The 15,331-nt window shown below is 37.8% G+C and carries 14 protein-coding genes, 9 tRNA genes, 1 rRNA gene and 1 pseudogene; 24 read left to right on the top strand and 1 reads right to left on the bottom strand.

All coding sequences use genetic code 11. The features are described 5' to 3' along the window. The 17 genes and pseudogenes from BM097_RS03600 to BM097_RS17025 all read left to right on the top strand — a co-directional run. Nucleotides 1-147, top strand: a 23S ribosomal RNA gene (locus BM097_RS03600); the annotation flags it as partial. An 87-nt stretch (nt 148-234) separates the two neighbouring features. Beyond that, nucleotides 235-307: transfer RNA gene (locus BM097_RS03595), tRNA-Ala, on the top strand. Nucleotides 308-329: 22 nt separating this feature from the next. Then, a tRNA-Asn gene (locus BM097_RS03590) sits at nt 330-402 on the top strand. 87 nt (nt 403-489) lie between these two features. Continuing rightward, nucleotides 490-561 (top strand) — tRNA-Glu (locus BM097_RS03585). Between the two features lie 22 nt (nt 562-583). After that, nucleotides 584-656 (top strand) — tRNA-Thr (locus BM097_RS03580). 65 nt (nt 657-721) lie between these two features. Continuing rightward, nucleotides 722-795: transfer RNA gene (locus BM097_RS03575), tRNA-Ile, on the top strand. 22 nt (nt 796-817) lie between these two features. Then, nucleotides 818-891 (top strand) — tRNA-Asp (locus BM097_RS03570). A 25-nt stretch (nt 892-916) separates the two neighbouring features. Further along, a tRNA-Val gene (locus BM097_RS03565) sits at nt 917-989 on the top strand. A gap of 16 nt (nt 990-1,005) precedes the next feature. Next, nucleotides 1,006-1,089: transfer RNA gene (locus BM097_RS03560), tRNA-Leu, on the top strand. 28 nt (nt 1,090-1,117) lie between these two features. Further along, nucleotides 1,118-1,191: transfer RNA gene (locus BM097_RS03555), tRNA-Arg, on the top strand. A 220-nt stretch (nt 1,192-1,411) separates the two neighbouring features. Then, on the top strand, nt 1,412-2,101 hold the full coding sequence (locus BM097_RS03550; protein WP_090545983.1) for a response regulator transcription factor: 690 nt from the start codon (nt 1,412-1,414) through the stop codon (nt 2,099-2,101). Nucleotides 2,102-2,230: 129 nt separating this feature from the next. Continuing rightward, nucleotides 2,231-3,160 (top strand): ATP-binding cassette domain-containing protein, encoded by a 930-nt coding sequence (locus BM097_RS03545; RefSeq protein WP_090545980.1) that lies wholly within the window; start codon nt 2,231-2,233, stop codon nt 3,158-3,160. Then, nucleotides 3,138-3,905 (top strand): hypothetical protein, encoded by a 768-nt coding sequence (locus tag BM097_RS03540; protein WP_090545977.1) that lies wholly within the window; start codon nt 3,138-3,140, stop codon nt 3,903-3,905. The genes BM097_RS03545 and BM097_RS03540 overlap by 23 nt, the downstream gene beginning before the upstream one ends. A 19-nt stretch (nt 3,906-3,924) precedes the next feature. Next, a complete protein-coding gene (locus tag BM097_RS03535; RefSeq protein ID WP_090545974.1) occupies nt 3,925-4,668 on the top strand; it encodes a hypothetical protein in 744 nt (247 codons plus the stop codon). Between the two features lie 31 nt (nt 4,669-4,699). Next, nucleotides 4,700-5,983 carry an erythromycin esterase family protein gene (locus BM097_RS03530; protein ID WP_177197355.1) on the top strand — a complete coding sequence of 428 codons (1,284 nt, stop codon included), beginning with the start codon at nt 4,700-4,702 and terminating at the stop codon, nt 5,981-5,983. Nucleotides 5,984-6,010: 27 nt separating this feature from the next. After that, nucleotides 6,011-6,886: a sensor histidine kinase gene (locus BM097_RS03525; protein ID WP_090545970.1), complete on the top strand. Its 876-nt coding sequence runs from the start codon at nt 6,011-6,013 to the stop codon at nt 6,884-6,886. Nucleotides 6,887-6,901: 15 nt separating this feature from the next. Further along, a pseudogene (locus tag BM097_RS17025) lies at nt 6,902-7,048 on the top strand (C39 family peptidase); the annotation flags it as partial. A 45-nt stretch (nt 7,049-7,093) separates the two neighbouring features. Here the strand turns inward: BM097_RS17025 and BM097_RS03515 are convergent. Then, the gene (locus BM097_RS03515) at nt 7,094-7,831 is read right to left on the bottom strand and encodes a hypothetical protein (RefSeq protein ID WP_090545966.1); all 738 of its coding nucleotides are present in this window, start codon (nt 7,829-7,831) and stop codon (nt 7,094-7,096) included. Between the two features lie 248 nt (nt 7,832-8,079). Between BM097_RS03515 and BM097_RS03510 the strand changes: the two genes are divergently transcribed. The 7 genes from BM097_RS03510 (at nt 8,080) to BM097_RS03480 (ending at nt 15,330) form a co-directional block, all read left to right on the top strand. Continuing rightward, nucleotides 8,080-8,946 carry a hypothetical protein gene (locus tag BM097_RS03510; protein ID WP_090545964.1) on the top strand — a complete coding sequence of 289 codons (867 nt, stop codon included), beginning with the start codon at nt 8,080-8,082 and terminating at the stop codon, nt 8,944-8,946. Between the two features lie 338 nt (nt 8,947-9,284). Next, complete coding sequence (locus BM097_RS03505; protein ID WP_090545989.1) at nt 9,285-10,886, top strand: cellulase family glycosylhydrolase; 1,602 nt, start codon at nt 9,285-9,287, stop codon at nt 10,884-10,886. 155 nt (nt 10,887-11,041) lie between these two features. Then, nucleotides 11,042-12,067, top strand: a complete 1,026-nt coding sequence (locus tag BM097_RS03500) for an Mbeg1-like protein (RefSeq protein WP_177197353.1) — start codon at nt 11,042-11,044, stop codon at nt 12,065-12,067. Nucleotides 12,068-12,088: 21 nt separating this feature from the next. Beyond that, nucleotides 12,089-12,592, top strand: coding sequence for a hypothetical protein (locus BM097_RS03495; protein ID WP_090545960.1), 504 nt, complete (start codon nt 12,089-12,091; stop codon nt 12,590-12,592). Between the two features lie 169 nt (nt 12,593-12,761). Next, nucleotides 12,762-13,697: a nickel ABC transporter permease gene (gene nikB, locus BM097_RS03490; RefSeq protein WP_090545958.1), complete on the top strand. Its 936-nt coding sequence runs from the start codon at nt 12,762-12,764 to the stop codon at nt 13,695-13,697. Then, nucleotides 13,697-14,554, top strand: a complete 858-nt coding sequence (gene nikC / locus BM097_RS03485) for a nickel transporter permease (protein ID WP_090545956.1) — start codon at nt 13,697-13,699, stop codon at nt 14,552-14,554. The genes nikB and nikC overlap by 1 nt, the downstream gene beginning before the upstream one ends. Further along, nucleotides 14,554-15,330, top strand: a complete 777-nt coding sequence (locus BM097_RS03480; RefSeq protein WP_090545954.1) for an ABC transporter ATP-binding protein — start codon at nt 14,554-14,556, stop codon at nt 15,328-15,330. Before nikC ends, BM097_RS03480 begins: the two co-directional genes overlap by 1 nt. Nucleotide 15,331 lies beyond the last annotated feature (1 nt).

Raw genomic sequence — 15,331 nt, 5'->3', positions numbered from 1 at the left:
TCTAAGCGTGAAGCCCCCCTCAAGATGAGATATCCCATTCCTTCAAGGAAATAAGATCCCTTAAAGACGATAAGGTAGATAGGTTCAAGGTGTAAGTGCGGTAACGCATTCAGCTGATGAATACTAATAGATCGAAGGTTTATTCTAAAAGAAAAGAATGTAGCAAAAATCGGAAGAGTAAGTTTTACTGTGTGAAGTTTTGAGGTTGCTATCGAATAGATGGTTTACCCATTTGGGGGCGTAGCTCAGTTGGGAGAGCACCTGCCTTGCAAGCAGGGGGTCAAGAGTTCGAATCTCTCCGTCTCCACTTTCCTTCGGGAAAAAAATATTCCTCAATAGCTCAGTTGGTAGAGCACTCGGCTGTTAACCGAGTTGTCGTAGGTTCGAGTCCTACTTGGGGAGTTCATAAAACTATTGAAAAACTTCATAGTTTGTGATAATATGATTCAGTCGCTAAAGAAAAGGCGTCTAGTGGTCAGATATTTTTATGGCTCCGTGGTCAAGCGGTTAAGACATCGCCCTTTCACGGCGGTAACACGGGTTCGATTCCCGTCGGAGTCACTTGCCTAAGGCAACATTTTAAGCCGATGTGGCTCAATTGGCAGAGCAGCTGATTTGTAATCAGCAGGTTATCGGTTCGAGTCCGATCATCGGCTTTTTTTCAAAAATGGAAAGAGGCCAATTTTTTTTGTAAAGGTCTTGCTTGTTTGTTTTACGATATGGACCTTTAGCTCAGTTGGTTAGAGCAACCGGCTCATAACCGGTCGGTCCAGGGTTCGAGTCCCTGAGGGTCCACTTTCTATAATATTTTTAATATGGCCTCATGGCTCAGTTGGTTAGAGCGCCGCCCTGTCACGGCGGAGGTCGAGGGTTCAAGTCCCTCTGGGGTCGTTCAAAATCTTAATATTGTTCCCATGGGATCTTAGCTCAGCTGGGAGAGCATCTGCCTTACAAGCAGAGGGTCACAGGTTCGAGCCCTGTAGGTCCCACTAGCCTTTTGGCTATGCCGTAGTGGCGGAACTGGCAGACGCGCGGGACTTAAAATCCCGTGGTGGCGACATCGTACCGGTTCGATTCCGGTCTACGGCATTTTTACTTTTTAGTAATTTTATAATATGTGTGTGTAGCTCAGCTGGATAGAGCACTTGGCTACGGACCAAGGTGTCGGGGGTTCGAATCCTCTCACGCACGCTAAATAATTTTTTAAGAAGCGTTGAATCTTCATTGATTCAGCGCTTTTTTTTATTTACAGAAAATGAGTATCAGTGAGTATCACAAGACTGGTAAGGGAAGCATTATAGAGATTAAATAAATGAAGGAAGTATACTTGCACGAAGGTGCTACTTCGAATAAAATGTAAAAAGTATGTACCATTCATGGAAAATTAGACTAAAATTAGGGGGCTTATTGAATGAGTAGCTATAAAGTAATGATTGTTGAAGATGATGTAAATATAGGAAATATGCTACAGGAAGCGCTTGAGCTTGAATCCTACATCGTTACCAGGGCATACTCAGGGACAGAAGCTCTTATGCTATTAGAGAAGGGAAGACCAGACATAATACTTCTCGATTTAATGCTCCCAGGGTTATCGGGAGAGGAACTCATTACTAGATTCAATGGAATTCTTACCATAGTATTAAGCGCCAAATCTGACATTGACAGTAAAATAAATCTTCTGAAAAAGGGTGCTTGTGATTATGTTACTAAGCCATTTGCACTGGCAGAGTTACTCGCAAGGATTGAAGCTCATCTGAGACTTATGGGCACAAATACGGGAAATGCATCTTCATTAGAGGAAGGAATAGTTAAGGTCGGAGATATTAGTTTAGATACGAATCTTATGACAGTGTCTATAGGCGAACAAGAGATTAATCTCACTAGGACGGAATCAGCTATTTTGAATATTCTTATGCTAAATCCTAATAGGCCAATAGGACGTAGTACTATTCTAGACCGAATAAGTGTGTCAACACCTGATTGTACAGAAAGATCTTTAAAACAGCATATCTGCAATGTCAGGAAAAAACTTCAGCAGGTAGATAACATAGACCACATTGAGGCGATTTACGGAATTGGTTTTCAATTCCATGCATCTTGACGATATCTTGACGTTCTCTATACCACTTTCTTGACCAGAAGGTGGTATTTTTTATATACAGTAAAGATTGGAGAAAAACAGAACCCATTTGAAGCTTACTTGCAGAAAATGAGTTGAAAGGAAAAGTTTATGGAATATGTTTTTAAAGCAAATGGAATAAGTAAAAAATATGGAAAGTATACCGCTCTTTCAGATGTAAATATGGAAATTCCAAAGGGAGCTATTTATGGTTTCGTTGGAAAAAACGGAGCCGGCAAGACAACTCTCATAAGGATTATGTGTGGCCTTCAGAAACCTAGTAGTGGATTCTATGAGCTTTTAGGAAAAACTGCTGATGATCCAGATATTTCTAAAGCAAGACGTAGAGTAGGAGCAGTTGTTGAGGCCCCTGCAATATATAAAGACATGACTGCAAGGGATAATCTGATACAGCAGTGTCTTATGTTAGGCCTTCCAGACTTTGGTAATGTTGATGAGTTACTAAGTCTTGTAGGGCTTGCTGATACCGGGAAAAAGAAGGCAAGAAATTTCTCACTTGGAATGCGTCAGCGCCTTGGAATAGCAGTCGCTTTATGTGGCAATCCTGATTTTATAATTCTTGATGAGCCTATCAATGGTCTTGATCCTCAGGGCATAATTGAAATAAGAGAGCTTATTCTTAAACTCAACAGAGAGCGAGGAATTACATTTCTTATATCAAGCCACATTTTAGATGAACTTTCAAAGATAGCAACTAACTACGGATTTATCGACAACGGGCATATCGTTCGTCAGATGAGTAGTAATGAACTGAAGAATGAATGTCGTAAATCGGTCCGCATGAAAGTCAGTGATGTAGGGCTTTTGACTAAGATTATGGAAGAAAAAGGAATAGAGTATAAGGTTATAAGTAACAATACTGCTGATGTATATTCCGAGCTTAATTTCTCCACAATAGCAAAAGATTGTGATAATGTCGGATGCACAATAATAACAATGGAAGAGCATGATGAGAGCCTTGAGGCATTTTATCTTTCATTATTGGGAGGCAAAGAAGATGTTCAGAAATCTGTATGCTGATTCAAGAAGGATTTTTTTTAGCCGCAGCTTTTATGTGGTGATTTTTATCATATTTATATACCAGTTAATTGCAAGTCTTCTAATCTGGGCGTTGACAGTTTTTTTGAGTGAGGGACAGGTAGCATCGGATGAGATTGCATTTTTGTATCCTTCAGTAGCAGCTTTTATTGTTACTATATCAACGCTTTTTATTACACAAAGAGATTTTGAAGACGGTTGTATTCGAAATAAATTCATATCAGGAGTTAAACGATATGATGCATTCCTTTCGGCAGTAATATGTGGAATGCTTCAAGGAGCATTGTTGACAATTGTAGCCTTTGTATCTTCAATGATAGTCATGCCAATATTATCCAAGGGCTTCATGGATTTCTCTATACCTGAGATTGCGGATTACTGGATTGTGATAACTTTAGCATGCATGTCTATAGGAGCATTTTCCACAGCTTTGATCATGATTATGGGCGGAAGTAAAATCTCTTATGTTGCAGGCCTTGCAGTAGCATTTTTGCTAAAGATGTTGGGGACCCATGTGCTGGATAAGCTTTATCCAGATAAGGGAAACTGTATGCTTACAGGGACAAAGCTGGAATTATATAAGTTTATAGACAGATATATTCCATATTCATATCTATTAGATGAGCCACATTGGGATAGTTTAAGTTATATTGTTGGATGCACCGGACTGGTGGTTATTTCTGTAGTCGTCGGTGTCATAGTGTTTACTAAAAAAGAAATTCGATAATATTTAGACGGAGAAAAAAATGAAAAACATATATAGAGCTAATATGCACAGAATATTAAAAAATTGGATATATATACTGGGATGCATTATTGCAATTGTTGTGACCTTTGTATTTACCGCAAATACGATTGGCATGTCAGAAAGATTTGAAAAAATGGGATGCGACGGAAGAATGATTTTTATAAGTCTCGCAATGATGGCCTATTTCACAATATTTGTTCCATTAAATACAAATGCAGAATATCGTGACGGCACTATTAGAAATAAGCTTATTGCAGGCTTTTCACAGAAGGAAATTTACTTGGGAATTCTTTTTTCTCACATTACTTCTTTAGCTATCATGGAAGCATGCTATTTTATAGCGGGTATAGTTGGTGGCGCAAAAATAAGCGTAGAATTGTTGACTAAGAGTTTCATTATGTTCCTGTCTATTGCCGCATATATTTCAGTATTGGAAATGATTGCCATGCGTGTGAAAAAGACAGTGCTTGTTGCTATATTAGCATTTCTTATCTTGTATTTGACAGATAATATAGTGATGATTGGTAATCTTTTGCTTGTATTTGTATTAAAAGGTAACTCATTTGTTATTGGAAGAATTATATACAATATTTCTACCATGGGGCAGTGGATTAATATGATTGGAATGGCTGATAAAAGAAATAATCCAGGATATGGTGTGCTGATAATTATTTCTCTTTCAATAATAATAGTTACTGTTTTACTAGGTACACTTGGCATTAACAAGAGAGATATAAAATGACAAATACATCCATATGAGAGGAGTTCGAAAAGTGAAAAGATACAAATATATCTTCATTGCAAGTGTATTCTTATCAGCTATGTTTATTGCAATGCTTGCGGGATTTAAGTGTACGAAGGCTTTTTCAGCAGAAAAAAAGCTAGAGGAAATAGATAAGGTTGCACAGAGTTTTGAGGAGCTAGAGATTCCAAGCGATGTGAGGGTAGTGGGAATCGGAGAGGCTACTCATGGGAATCGTGAATTTCAGTTGGTTAAAAGAGATGTACTTGAAAAAGTAGTAAATGGTGGACATGGTAGGTGCATCTGCTTTGAGATGGCAACTGGCGATGCTGCGATGATAAATGATGCTATACATGATGAAGATTCAAATCTTGTTGAAACAATAGGCAAACAATCTTATCCCCTTTACGATACTCCTGAGATGGTTGAGCTTTTACAGTGGATGAAGGACTACAACCAAACAGTTCCTTATGAAGAATCACTGATGTTTTATGGAGTTGATATTCAGGGAGCACAGACTGGGGTTTATTATTTGCAGCAGCTCTGTAGCAATGAAGATACTCCTCTTACAGAAGCGGAAAAAGAAAAGATATTATCGTTTAATATAAGATCTTCAGATGATTACAAGAATGACAGAGAATTTTTCGTAGAGCTTCAAAAACGCCTTTCTTCGGAAAAAGATTTTAAGGCTAATCAGCTTGCCATTGTTGCTAAATGTATTGTTTTAAATATAGACGCGCCAAATTTCGATGAAGAACCTGATGAATTTGCCACAAACAGAGACCTTCAGATGGCACAGCTTCTAAAAGATTATTCTGCTCTTGAAAATGAGCGAGGCTACCGCCAGGTGGTAATCACTGGTCACAATGCCCATGTAATGAAAGGTGGTTCAAGTGTTTTACCAGCAGAAGACGATAATACTATGGGTGATAATATAAACGATCTTTTTGATGGAAGCTATTACTGCATTGGAACAGGATTCTACGAAGGAAAGGTAAATATTCATACCGCTGGGACTTATGAAGATAAATACGAAAGAGCAGACCATTATTTTTGCACTGATGACCCAATAGCCTATCAGGCAAAGTTTATGAAAAATGGAACTTACTGCCTTGATTTTTCTAAGGTGACAGATGAAAATAGTAGTGTTTACAAAAAGCTTCACAACTATGTTTTTACAGGGCTTATTGGAGAAGGTTATTCTCCATCATGGAATATTGGAAAATGCCATAGGACTTCGATGATTTATACAGACCGTTATGATGCGTTAATATGTTACTATGAGGTTACTCCAATCGATCCAATTGAGTATTAAGAATTATAATCCGGGAGTTGTTAATATATGAAATATCTGCTAATAATCTGTCTTATCATAATAGTTTTCCTGATTATGAAAATTGCAGCAATGAAACTTTCCTTAAGGGAGTTAAGCGAAGATTATGAGGAAAAAGCTAGTCTTCATACCAATACAGTGTTGAGTGTTTCAAGCAGGGACAAGGATGTTAGAAGACTTGCAATAGTTTTGAACAGGACCATAGTAAAGCTGAGAGATTCCTATAACAAATATGAAAATGGTGATCATGATATACGAACAGCTATCACCAATATTTCGCATGACCTACGAACACCACTGACTGCTATAAGTGGTTACCTAGAGCTTGCGAATAGGCAGGATAAAAGTCCAGAGATGGAGAAGTATCTGGAAATAATAAGTGGCAGAGTAGACCATATGAAAAAGCTCACCGAGGAGCTCTTTGAATACTCAATCATAACCGGAGGAGAAATAACAGAAGAAAAACAGGATGTAAATATCGGTAGGGTTCTTGAAGATTGCATTATGAATTATTATCCTGCGCTGAAAGCAAGGGGAATAGAACCAGATATAAACATTTCAGAAGAAAAGATAGTTCGAAGGCTTTATCCGACTTATGTGGAAAGGATAATGAACAATCTTTTCAGCAATGCCATTAAATATAGTGATGGAGATCTTAAAATAACTCTTACTGATGATGCCAGACTTATGTTTTGTAATTCTTCTGCAAAGCTATCTACTGTAGATGTACACAAGCTCTTTGACAGATTTTTTACTGTTGAAAATGCACGCAGCAATTCGACAGGACTGGGACTATCAATAGTTAAAATATTTGCTGAACGAATGAACTGCAGTGTCAAAGCAGATTATGAGGATGGCAAGCTTATTATAGAAGTAAATTTTTAATAAGACTTTACAAAATCTGGTCATTATATTGTGTTAGCTGGAATAGATTCTAATGGTAAGATAATAGTAAATGATCCTAATAGTCCTCAAAACAGTAAAAAACATTGGGATGTTGCTGTATTAGTTTCGCAGATGAAAGGGATATGGAAATATAGTAATTAGATTATAGAAACAAAATGGAGGAACCTTAAATTCCTCCATTTTTTATTATTGCTGAATGCATTCAAGAGAGTAAATGCTATATCCATCAAAACAGCTTGAAGGGTTGGTGATGAGCTTTACGTCTACATTGTAAGAAACATTGGATACTATTACGTCATCATTTTCAAGTGTTTGTTCGGTAGTAGTGATGACTGCATGAATAAGCACCCCGTCATCAATTGGTTCTGAAGTGTAGTTTTCTACATATACATCATTAAGGAATGAGGAAGCATTATTGTAATCTAAAGGTTCAGCAAATGTAAAATCTGATTTGACACCAGTAAGAGAATAAGACATATACTCAGCCTGTTCTTCATCAATTATATTTGAGTTTTTTTCTGTTAGGTCATTAAGATATTCGAAGCCATAATGTGAGTTCATTAAAAAATGACTAGTAAAGAACTCTTGCCAAGCTTCACCTTCTACTGAAGTTGAATCAAATTCATTGTAGCTTTGAGCGATTAGAGCAATTGCTCCAGCTAAATCATCTGAAAGTTTAAAATCTGTGCTTGCTGTAGAGCTATTTGTGCTAACTTGGCCTGATTCAGAGGCATCTGATTTTGTGTCGCTTGAATTAGAATCTGCTGGATTTGTAACACTTGAATTAGAAACACTAGATTCAGACGACTGCACCACTTTGTTGTAGCCAATATATACAGCGCATCCGATAATTAATAACAATGCTACTATAATTAGTGTGACTGAGATAATTCTTTTTCGTTTTCTTCTTTTATTCTTTTTCATATAAGTTCTCCTAGGTTGTATTTTGCATGTACCATTTTACTACAAGCAGTAATTTTTTGTGATTATAAATATCAGAAAAATGATGTAATATTGATATTTTTATTAGGATAGAAATGCAAAGCGTTATACGTAAGTTGACATATTGTGTTCGCAGGGATTAAAATAACATTACTTAATTGCTTATGTATAATATAAATCTTTATAACGATAAGATTTTAAAGGTCTAAACGACCGGAAAGGATTTTAATATGAGAAAGATTAAACGTATTTTTACAGCAGTATTATCGCTTTGTTTGATTATGGGTCTTGTTGCTACAAGCACAATCACATCTGAGGCAAAGGGAAAGAAGTCAACAAAGAAAGCTAAGGCTGTTGCAACTTCTACAGTTAACGACCCAGCGTTGTTTGCTCTGATGGTCAAGGGGGACACATTCACTTATAATGGTAAAGATTACAGCGCATCTCAGATTGGTAGTATGAATCTTGAACAGGCTGCGAATTTGTTAGGTCTCACCGTTTCAAAAGGTGGCGATGGTAGTATCGAAGACCCTCACGGCGCTTGGACTGAAGAGAACAGAGCACAGGCGGATATAACACTTGCAGACAGCGCTGATGGACGTGTTCACATACAGCGATTTATTGATTTAAGAGGTAGTATGCCAACTAGAACATTATTTTCTTATGACGGCAACACTTTCGAGCTTAATATGCCTTATTATTGTTCAGGTCTCAATTATGACTCAGCTTCGGCAGAAGGCTATTACGCTGAATATGGTGATTCTTGGAACTTTAAAGCATTGGATTCATACCTGCGTGCCAGTGGCTATACTTCTATGAACGATGTGCTCAGCAGAAGTGGTCTTACAGTTCGTACATACAATGACGAGGCATCTTGGAGTGCATACATCGCAGCCGATGGATGGGGCTTCAAGGATACAATGACTATTAATGGCGTAAAGTATCCTTATCACGCATCTGTACACCCAAGTGATTTCAATAACCCAAATGGTGGAATGGATACAACTTTGATGATTTTAAAGCCTAACGGTTCAGTTATTGGTTATATGACATCATCGGATTATCCAACTCAGATTATTTATGTTAATGTATTTTGATTTTGGCTAGAAGTCTATTTTGGAAACTCAAAAAAAATGGATAAAAAAGTACAAAAAATCAAAATAAGTTTTTTGTTAAAAATGCACATAATATAAGAATAGGGCATTATCTTAAAGAGAACTAAATATTACAAAAATATGACAACATCCCTAAAAATACCGAATAAAAATTAGTGGGAATTACGAAATTAAGTTGGCGCACGATGTAAAAGACACAGAAAACTATAAATGTATAATAATCCACAGAAAACGCGAAAATATTGACTTAAACCTGCGGATTTAAGTATTATAAAAGTGTCGCGACATTACTTATGATATGAGAAGGGAGAGGTATGGTAATGCATACAATTAAAAAAGTATTAGCGGTAGTTCTCACACTAATTATCATTGTAACAGCAGTGCCTGTTAAGACAGTTCAAGCTGCAAGTGGCACAAACAAAACTTCAGCAGAAGTAGTTTCCGATATGCGCGTTGGTTGGAATATAGGAAATAGTTTAGATTCTTATGGTCAGAAAGCTAATTTCCCATATACAGTATCTAACGAAACATATTGGGGAAATCCTAAGACAACAAAGGCATTAATCGATGCTGTAGCTGAAGCAGGTTTCAATACTATTCGTATTCCTGTTTCTTGGGGACAGTATACTACAGGCTCTAACTATCAGATTCCTGAATTCTTCATGAACCGAGTTAAGGAAGTAGTAGATTACTGTATCGCAAATGATATGTATGTAATCTTAAATACACATCATGATATTAACAATGATTATTGCTTCTATGTACCAAACAATGCCAATAAGAGCCGTTCAGAAGCTTATTTTAAATCTGTATGGACACAGATTGGTACAGAGTTTAAGGATTATGATTATCATCTTGTATTTGAGACAATGAACGAGCCAAGACTTGTTGGACACAGTGAGGAGTGGTGGTTCCCTAGAAACAACCCAAGCTCTGACATAAGAGAAGCTGTAGCATGCATCAATGACTACAACCAGGTTGCTCTTGATGCTATCCGTGCAACAGGTGGTAACAACGCTACAAGATGCGTTATGGTTCCAGGTTATGATGCTTCTATTGAAGGCTGCATGACAGATTCATTTAGAATGCCAAAGGATTCTGCAAGCAACAGACTTATCCTTTCAGTGCATGCTTACATTCCTTATACGTTTGCTCTTGCAAGTGATAGCTACACAACAAGATTTGACAATCCATACGATATTGATAGCTTCTTCAATGATTTGAACTCAAAGTTCATTTCAAAGGGAACACCTGTTATCGTTGGAGAGACAAGTGCAACAAACAGAAATAACACAGCTGAGCGTGTTAAGTGGGCTGATTATTACTGGGGCAAGGCTGCACAGTACAAAAACGTAGCAATGATTCTTTGGGATAACAACATTTACCAGAACAATGCTGCAGGTTCAGACGGCGAGTGTCACAGATATATTGATAGAAATTCACTTCAGTGGTGTGACCCAGAAATCATCAGTGCTATTATGAAGCATGTTGATGGAACACCAGCAACAATCAATGGTAAAGAGGTTCCAACAGAGGATCCAACACCAGAACCACAGCCTACACCAGACCCAACACCAGTACCAGATCCAACACCAGAGCCACAGCCTACTCCAGATCCAACACCTGTAGTAGCAGATGGTTTAAAGGTAGATTATACAATCAACAATTGGGGAACAGGATATCAGGTATTAATTAAAGTAAAGAATGATTCTACATCAAAGGTAAATGGTTGGACCGTAAAGGTTAACAAGAATGATGTAAAGATTGATTCTAGCTGGTGCGTAAATGTCGCTGAGGATGGAAATTATTATGTAATTACACCAATGTCATGGAATTCTTCTATTGAGCCAGGTGCTTCAGTAGATTTCGGAATTCAGGGCGCAGGAACAATTGGAACATCTTTTGATGTAACAGTTCAATAAAAAGTGTAATTGAATTTTAAGAGATAGGATTTAGGTCCTATCTCTTTTTTAGATTGTGAAAATTTATTGACAACTTAATAAATCTGCGGACATGACAAAAAAAGTGATGTACAATATTTTATGTTGAGTTATGAAATTAAATGGGGAGGTGTCCGATGGGAACAATATTGGATTACATAAAATGGCGTGGGGATATAAGCTTTAGCAAGGATGGCTTTAATGTTGTGGATAACCTGGTGCTTTCTTGCATATCCTATGTGGAAATGGACGGCTTATTTTCAAATGCTACCGAGGAAAAGACACTAAAGGAAATATCAGACCAGTATTTTGCAAAGGTATACAAGAATAAAAAATTTAGAGATGGCTCTATTCTGAAGGATGCACCAATTACACTAAAGGCCATGGCTAAAACCGTAAGATATAAAAATATTAAGGTTCGTAATTACGTTAGTAAAACTGATGTTAAGAAAACTTTACAGTTTGCTGCAATGGAATTTTTATTACCAGGTGGTATTAGCTATGTAGCCTACAGAGGTACGGACGATTCCATTGTAGGTTGGAAGGAGGATTTCAAGCTTGCAATTTCCGAGGTTCAAGCGGAAAAGGAAGCTGTCCATTATCTGAATAGAATTGCCAAGGATACAGAGCAGAAGCTGATTGTTGGAGGACATTCTAAGGGTGGCCATTTAGCAGTATATGCTGTGGCAAAATGTGGATTACCAATTAGAAACAGGGTAACAAAGGTGTATAGCAACGATGGTCCAGGCTTTATGAAAAAGGTAGCAGAATCCAAGGATTTAAAGGACATTGTACCAAAGGTTGTAAGTATTGTTCCAGAGGATACAGTGGTTGGTCTTTTGATGGAGCCGATTTGTCAGCCTACGGTGGTAAAAAGCACTGTAGCAGGCCTTGCCCAGCACAATATAGCTACCTGGTGTTTGGAAGGAAAGAAGCTTACCCCAGTAAAAGAAATCAGCAAAACAGCAATGCTATTAGATGCCACACTAAAAGAAAATGTCTATAAAATGAGCGACAAGGAAATAGATGAATTTGTAGAAAAGCTTTTTGCGATTTTTGAGGCCACTGGAGCACTAACATTAACCGAACTTAAAAATAGTGGTTTGAAAGGACTCCAGGCATTATCTAAAAAGGCTCTAGAAACCCTAAATAAGAAAGATTGATAGGTAAGGAGAAACTTTAATATGCAGGAAAAGTTAAAGAAAATAAAAGTCTTATTTGGTGATGTAGATAACACCTTGCTTTGCTTGAAGATGTATAACGAGGCAGGCAAAAGAATTGTTGGCTTTGAAGATGCCAACGATTGGTTGAAATATAATATCAATAATAATGCTTACATTAAATGTCAGGCTCCTAGAGGAGTTAAAAATTTGATTGATGATTTGCATTTTAATCAGGGTGTTAAAATTTATGGGCTGACAGAATGCAGCAATTCTTTTGAATACAATTCGAAATACAATCGCCTAAGAGAGTGCTACCCAGGAGTATTTGAGCATCATGGTGATTTAATATCAACAGAAAGCCGTCATAAAAAGGTGCTTATCATGAAGATGATAGCAGAGAGAGATGGTTATAACATGGACGAGATTATGTTTATAGATGATAGCTATACTGAAATTATGGAGGCCTTCGGTGCAGGAATATTATCTATGCATACTACAGAGGTTATGGAAAGATTTATGAAATAACAGGTATTCCGATTTTGAATATATATCGGCATAAAATGAATAGTTAAAAGAGCATTAATTGGTTGAAAGTCATAGAAATATGGTTTATATTATATCAACGGTTGTGCAAGAAAATAGCTTTATGGAGAGTATTTCTGTAAAGCTTTTTTTATGCTTATGAGGATATAGAATGAAGTACGTTATAGATAGATTAATACAATTAATACCAGTCCTAATTGGAATAACATTTCTGTCATTTGCCATGATGCAGGTAGCAGGTAGTGATGCTATCACAGAAATGTATGCCGACAAAGGGGCTGTATCTGCTGAAATAATTAATGCCAAGCGTGCAGAGCTGGGATTGGATAAGCCATTTTTAGAGCAGTATTTTATATGGCTTGGCGGACTGGTCCAAGGCGATATGGGCGTAAGCTATGTATCTGGGAAGGATGTTTTCGACACCTTTATTTCTAAGCTTCCAGCAACAATTCTTCTTACAGTTTTATCAGTTTTACTTACTATCTTAATATCAATACCACTTGGAATCATTGCAGCAGTAAGACACGATAGATTTACTGATTACTTTTTGCGCTTTTTTAGCTTTGTAGGCAATTCAATGCCAAACTTTTTCATAGCCCTATTGTTGATGCAGCTGCTTGCCATAAAGCTTGGAATACTTCCAGTTATATCAAGCGGGACAAGTATCCAAAGTGCTATAATGCCTACCCTTACACTTGCTATTGCCATGTCATCAAAATATATGAGACAGGTGCGTGCAACAGTTCTTGAGGAACTGAACAAGGATTATGTAGTAGGGGCAAAAGCTAGAGGTGTTAGAAACAGCATCATTCTTTGGAAGAGTGTAATAAAGGCATCCATGCTTACAATTATTACACTGCTTGCTCTTTCTATAGGAAGCTTGCTTGGTGGTACAGCCATCATCGAAAGCATCTTTATGTGGGATGGAGTAGGAAAGCTTGCGGTAGATGCCATCACCATGCGTGACTACCCAATGATACAGGCTTATGTTGTGTGGATGGCCATTATCTATGTAATGGTAAATCTTGTGACAGATTTGCTGTATCACTTGCTGGACCCTCGTATCAGATTGGGGGTGGCGGAATAATGAGTACACCAACAATCAGAAAACAAAAAATAAAAAGAACAACAGTAAAAACAAGATTAATCATATTTGGAACATTGGCAGTATTGCTTTTGATTGGCTCTATATTTTCCAGTCATCTTACACCATACGATCCATATCTTCAGGATTTATCAAACGCCAAGGCTGCGCCATCCATGGAGCATTTGCTGGGTACAGATAGATACGGAAGAGATATGCTTTCCCGTGTAATCATCGGAAGTAGAACCAGCATCTATTCCACACTTCTTCTTGTGGCTATAATCACTGCATTTGGAACAGCAATCGGTGTCATCTGCGGATGGTTTGGTAAATGGATTGATGTAATTTTAATGCGTATTTCAGATATGTTTTTGGCATTTCCAGGACTTGTTTTTGCCCTTGCAGTTGCAGGAGTATTAGGTGGCGGTTTGCAGAATGCAATCATCGCTTTAGCTGCAATATCATGGCCAAAGTATGCCCGTATCGCCAGAAGCCAGACCTTAGCTCAAAAGGAAACAGTTTATCTTAGAGCTGCGAAACTATCAGGGAGTTCAACAATAAAAATTATTTTTAAGCACATTCTTCCTAATATCATGGGACCAATTCTTGTTACTTCAATGCTTGATATTGGAACCATGATGATGGAGCTTGCAGGACTTAGCTTCCTTGGACTTGGCGCAAAGCCACCTACAGCGGAGTGGGGAAGCATGATGAGTGACACTAGAAGTCTGATTACAATTGTGCCATGGGTAACACTTGCCCCTGGTATTGCAATCTTTATTTCGGTCATGATATTTAACCTGCTAGGTGATACCATCCGCGATTATGCGGATCCAAAGAATAGGGAGGTGAGAAGCTAATGAGTGTACTTTCCTATGAAAATGTAGATATTTCCTATAACGGAAATACGGTAGTAAAGGACATAAATCTAAAGCTGGAGGAAGGGGAGATTCTTGGAATCGTTGGCGAATCTGGCTCTGGAAAAACCACTGTTATAAAGGCGGCTATGAACCTTCTTGGAAAAGGAGGCCTTGTAACAAGAGGTGATATTTGGTTTAAGGGAATGGATATCCCAGATTTATCTGAAAAACAGATGAGGAAAATCAATGGCCCAGAAATAGGTATGATTTTCCAAAATTCAGGGTCAGCCTTTTGTCCTATCAGAACTGTAGGGGACCAGTTGTATGAAGCCATGTGTGCCCATGAAAAGATTTCAAAGGATGATTTCAGAACAAAGGCAACAGAGCTTTTTGAAAAAATCGGCTTCAGTGATGTTCAAAGAATTTTAAAAAGCTATCCCTTTGAATTGTCAGGCGGCATGCAGCAGCGTGTAGGAGTTGCAGCAGCTATGCTTTTAAATCCAAAGGTCATCCTTGCAGATGAGCCAACATCAGCCTTAGATGTTTCAATCCAAAGGCTTGTTATAGATGAGATGCTAAAGGTCAGAGAGCTGTTTGGAACCTCCATGATTATCGTCAGCCACAACATTGGCGTAATCAATGCTATGGCGGACAATCTGATAGTTATGAAGGACGGCCAGATAATAGAGTATGGCAAAAAGGATGAGGTGTTAAATTCTCCAAGGGAGGAATACACTAAAAAGCTTATGTCCGCTGTGCCAAAGCTGAAGAGGTGAG

This window comes from Pseudobutyrivibrio sp. OR37 (assembly GCF_900113655.1).
Classification (GTDB): Bacteria; Bacillota; Clostridia; order Lachnospirales; family Lachnospiraceae; genus Pseudobutyrivibrio.
The sequence above is the reverse complement of the archived record's forward strand: the minus strand, read 5'-3'. Positions and strand labels throughout refer to the sequence as shown.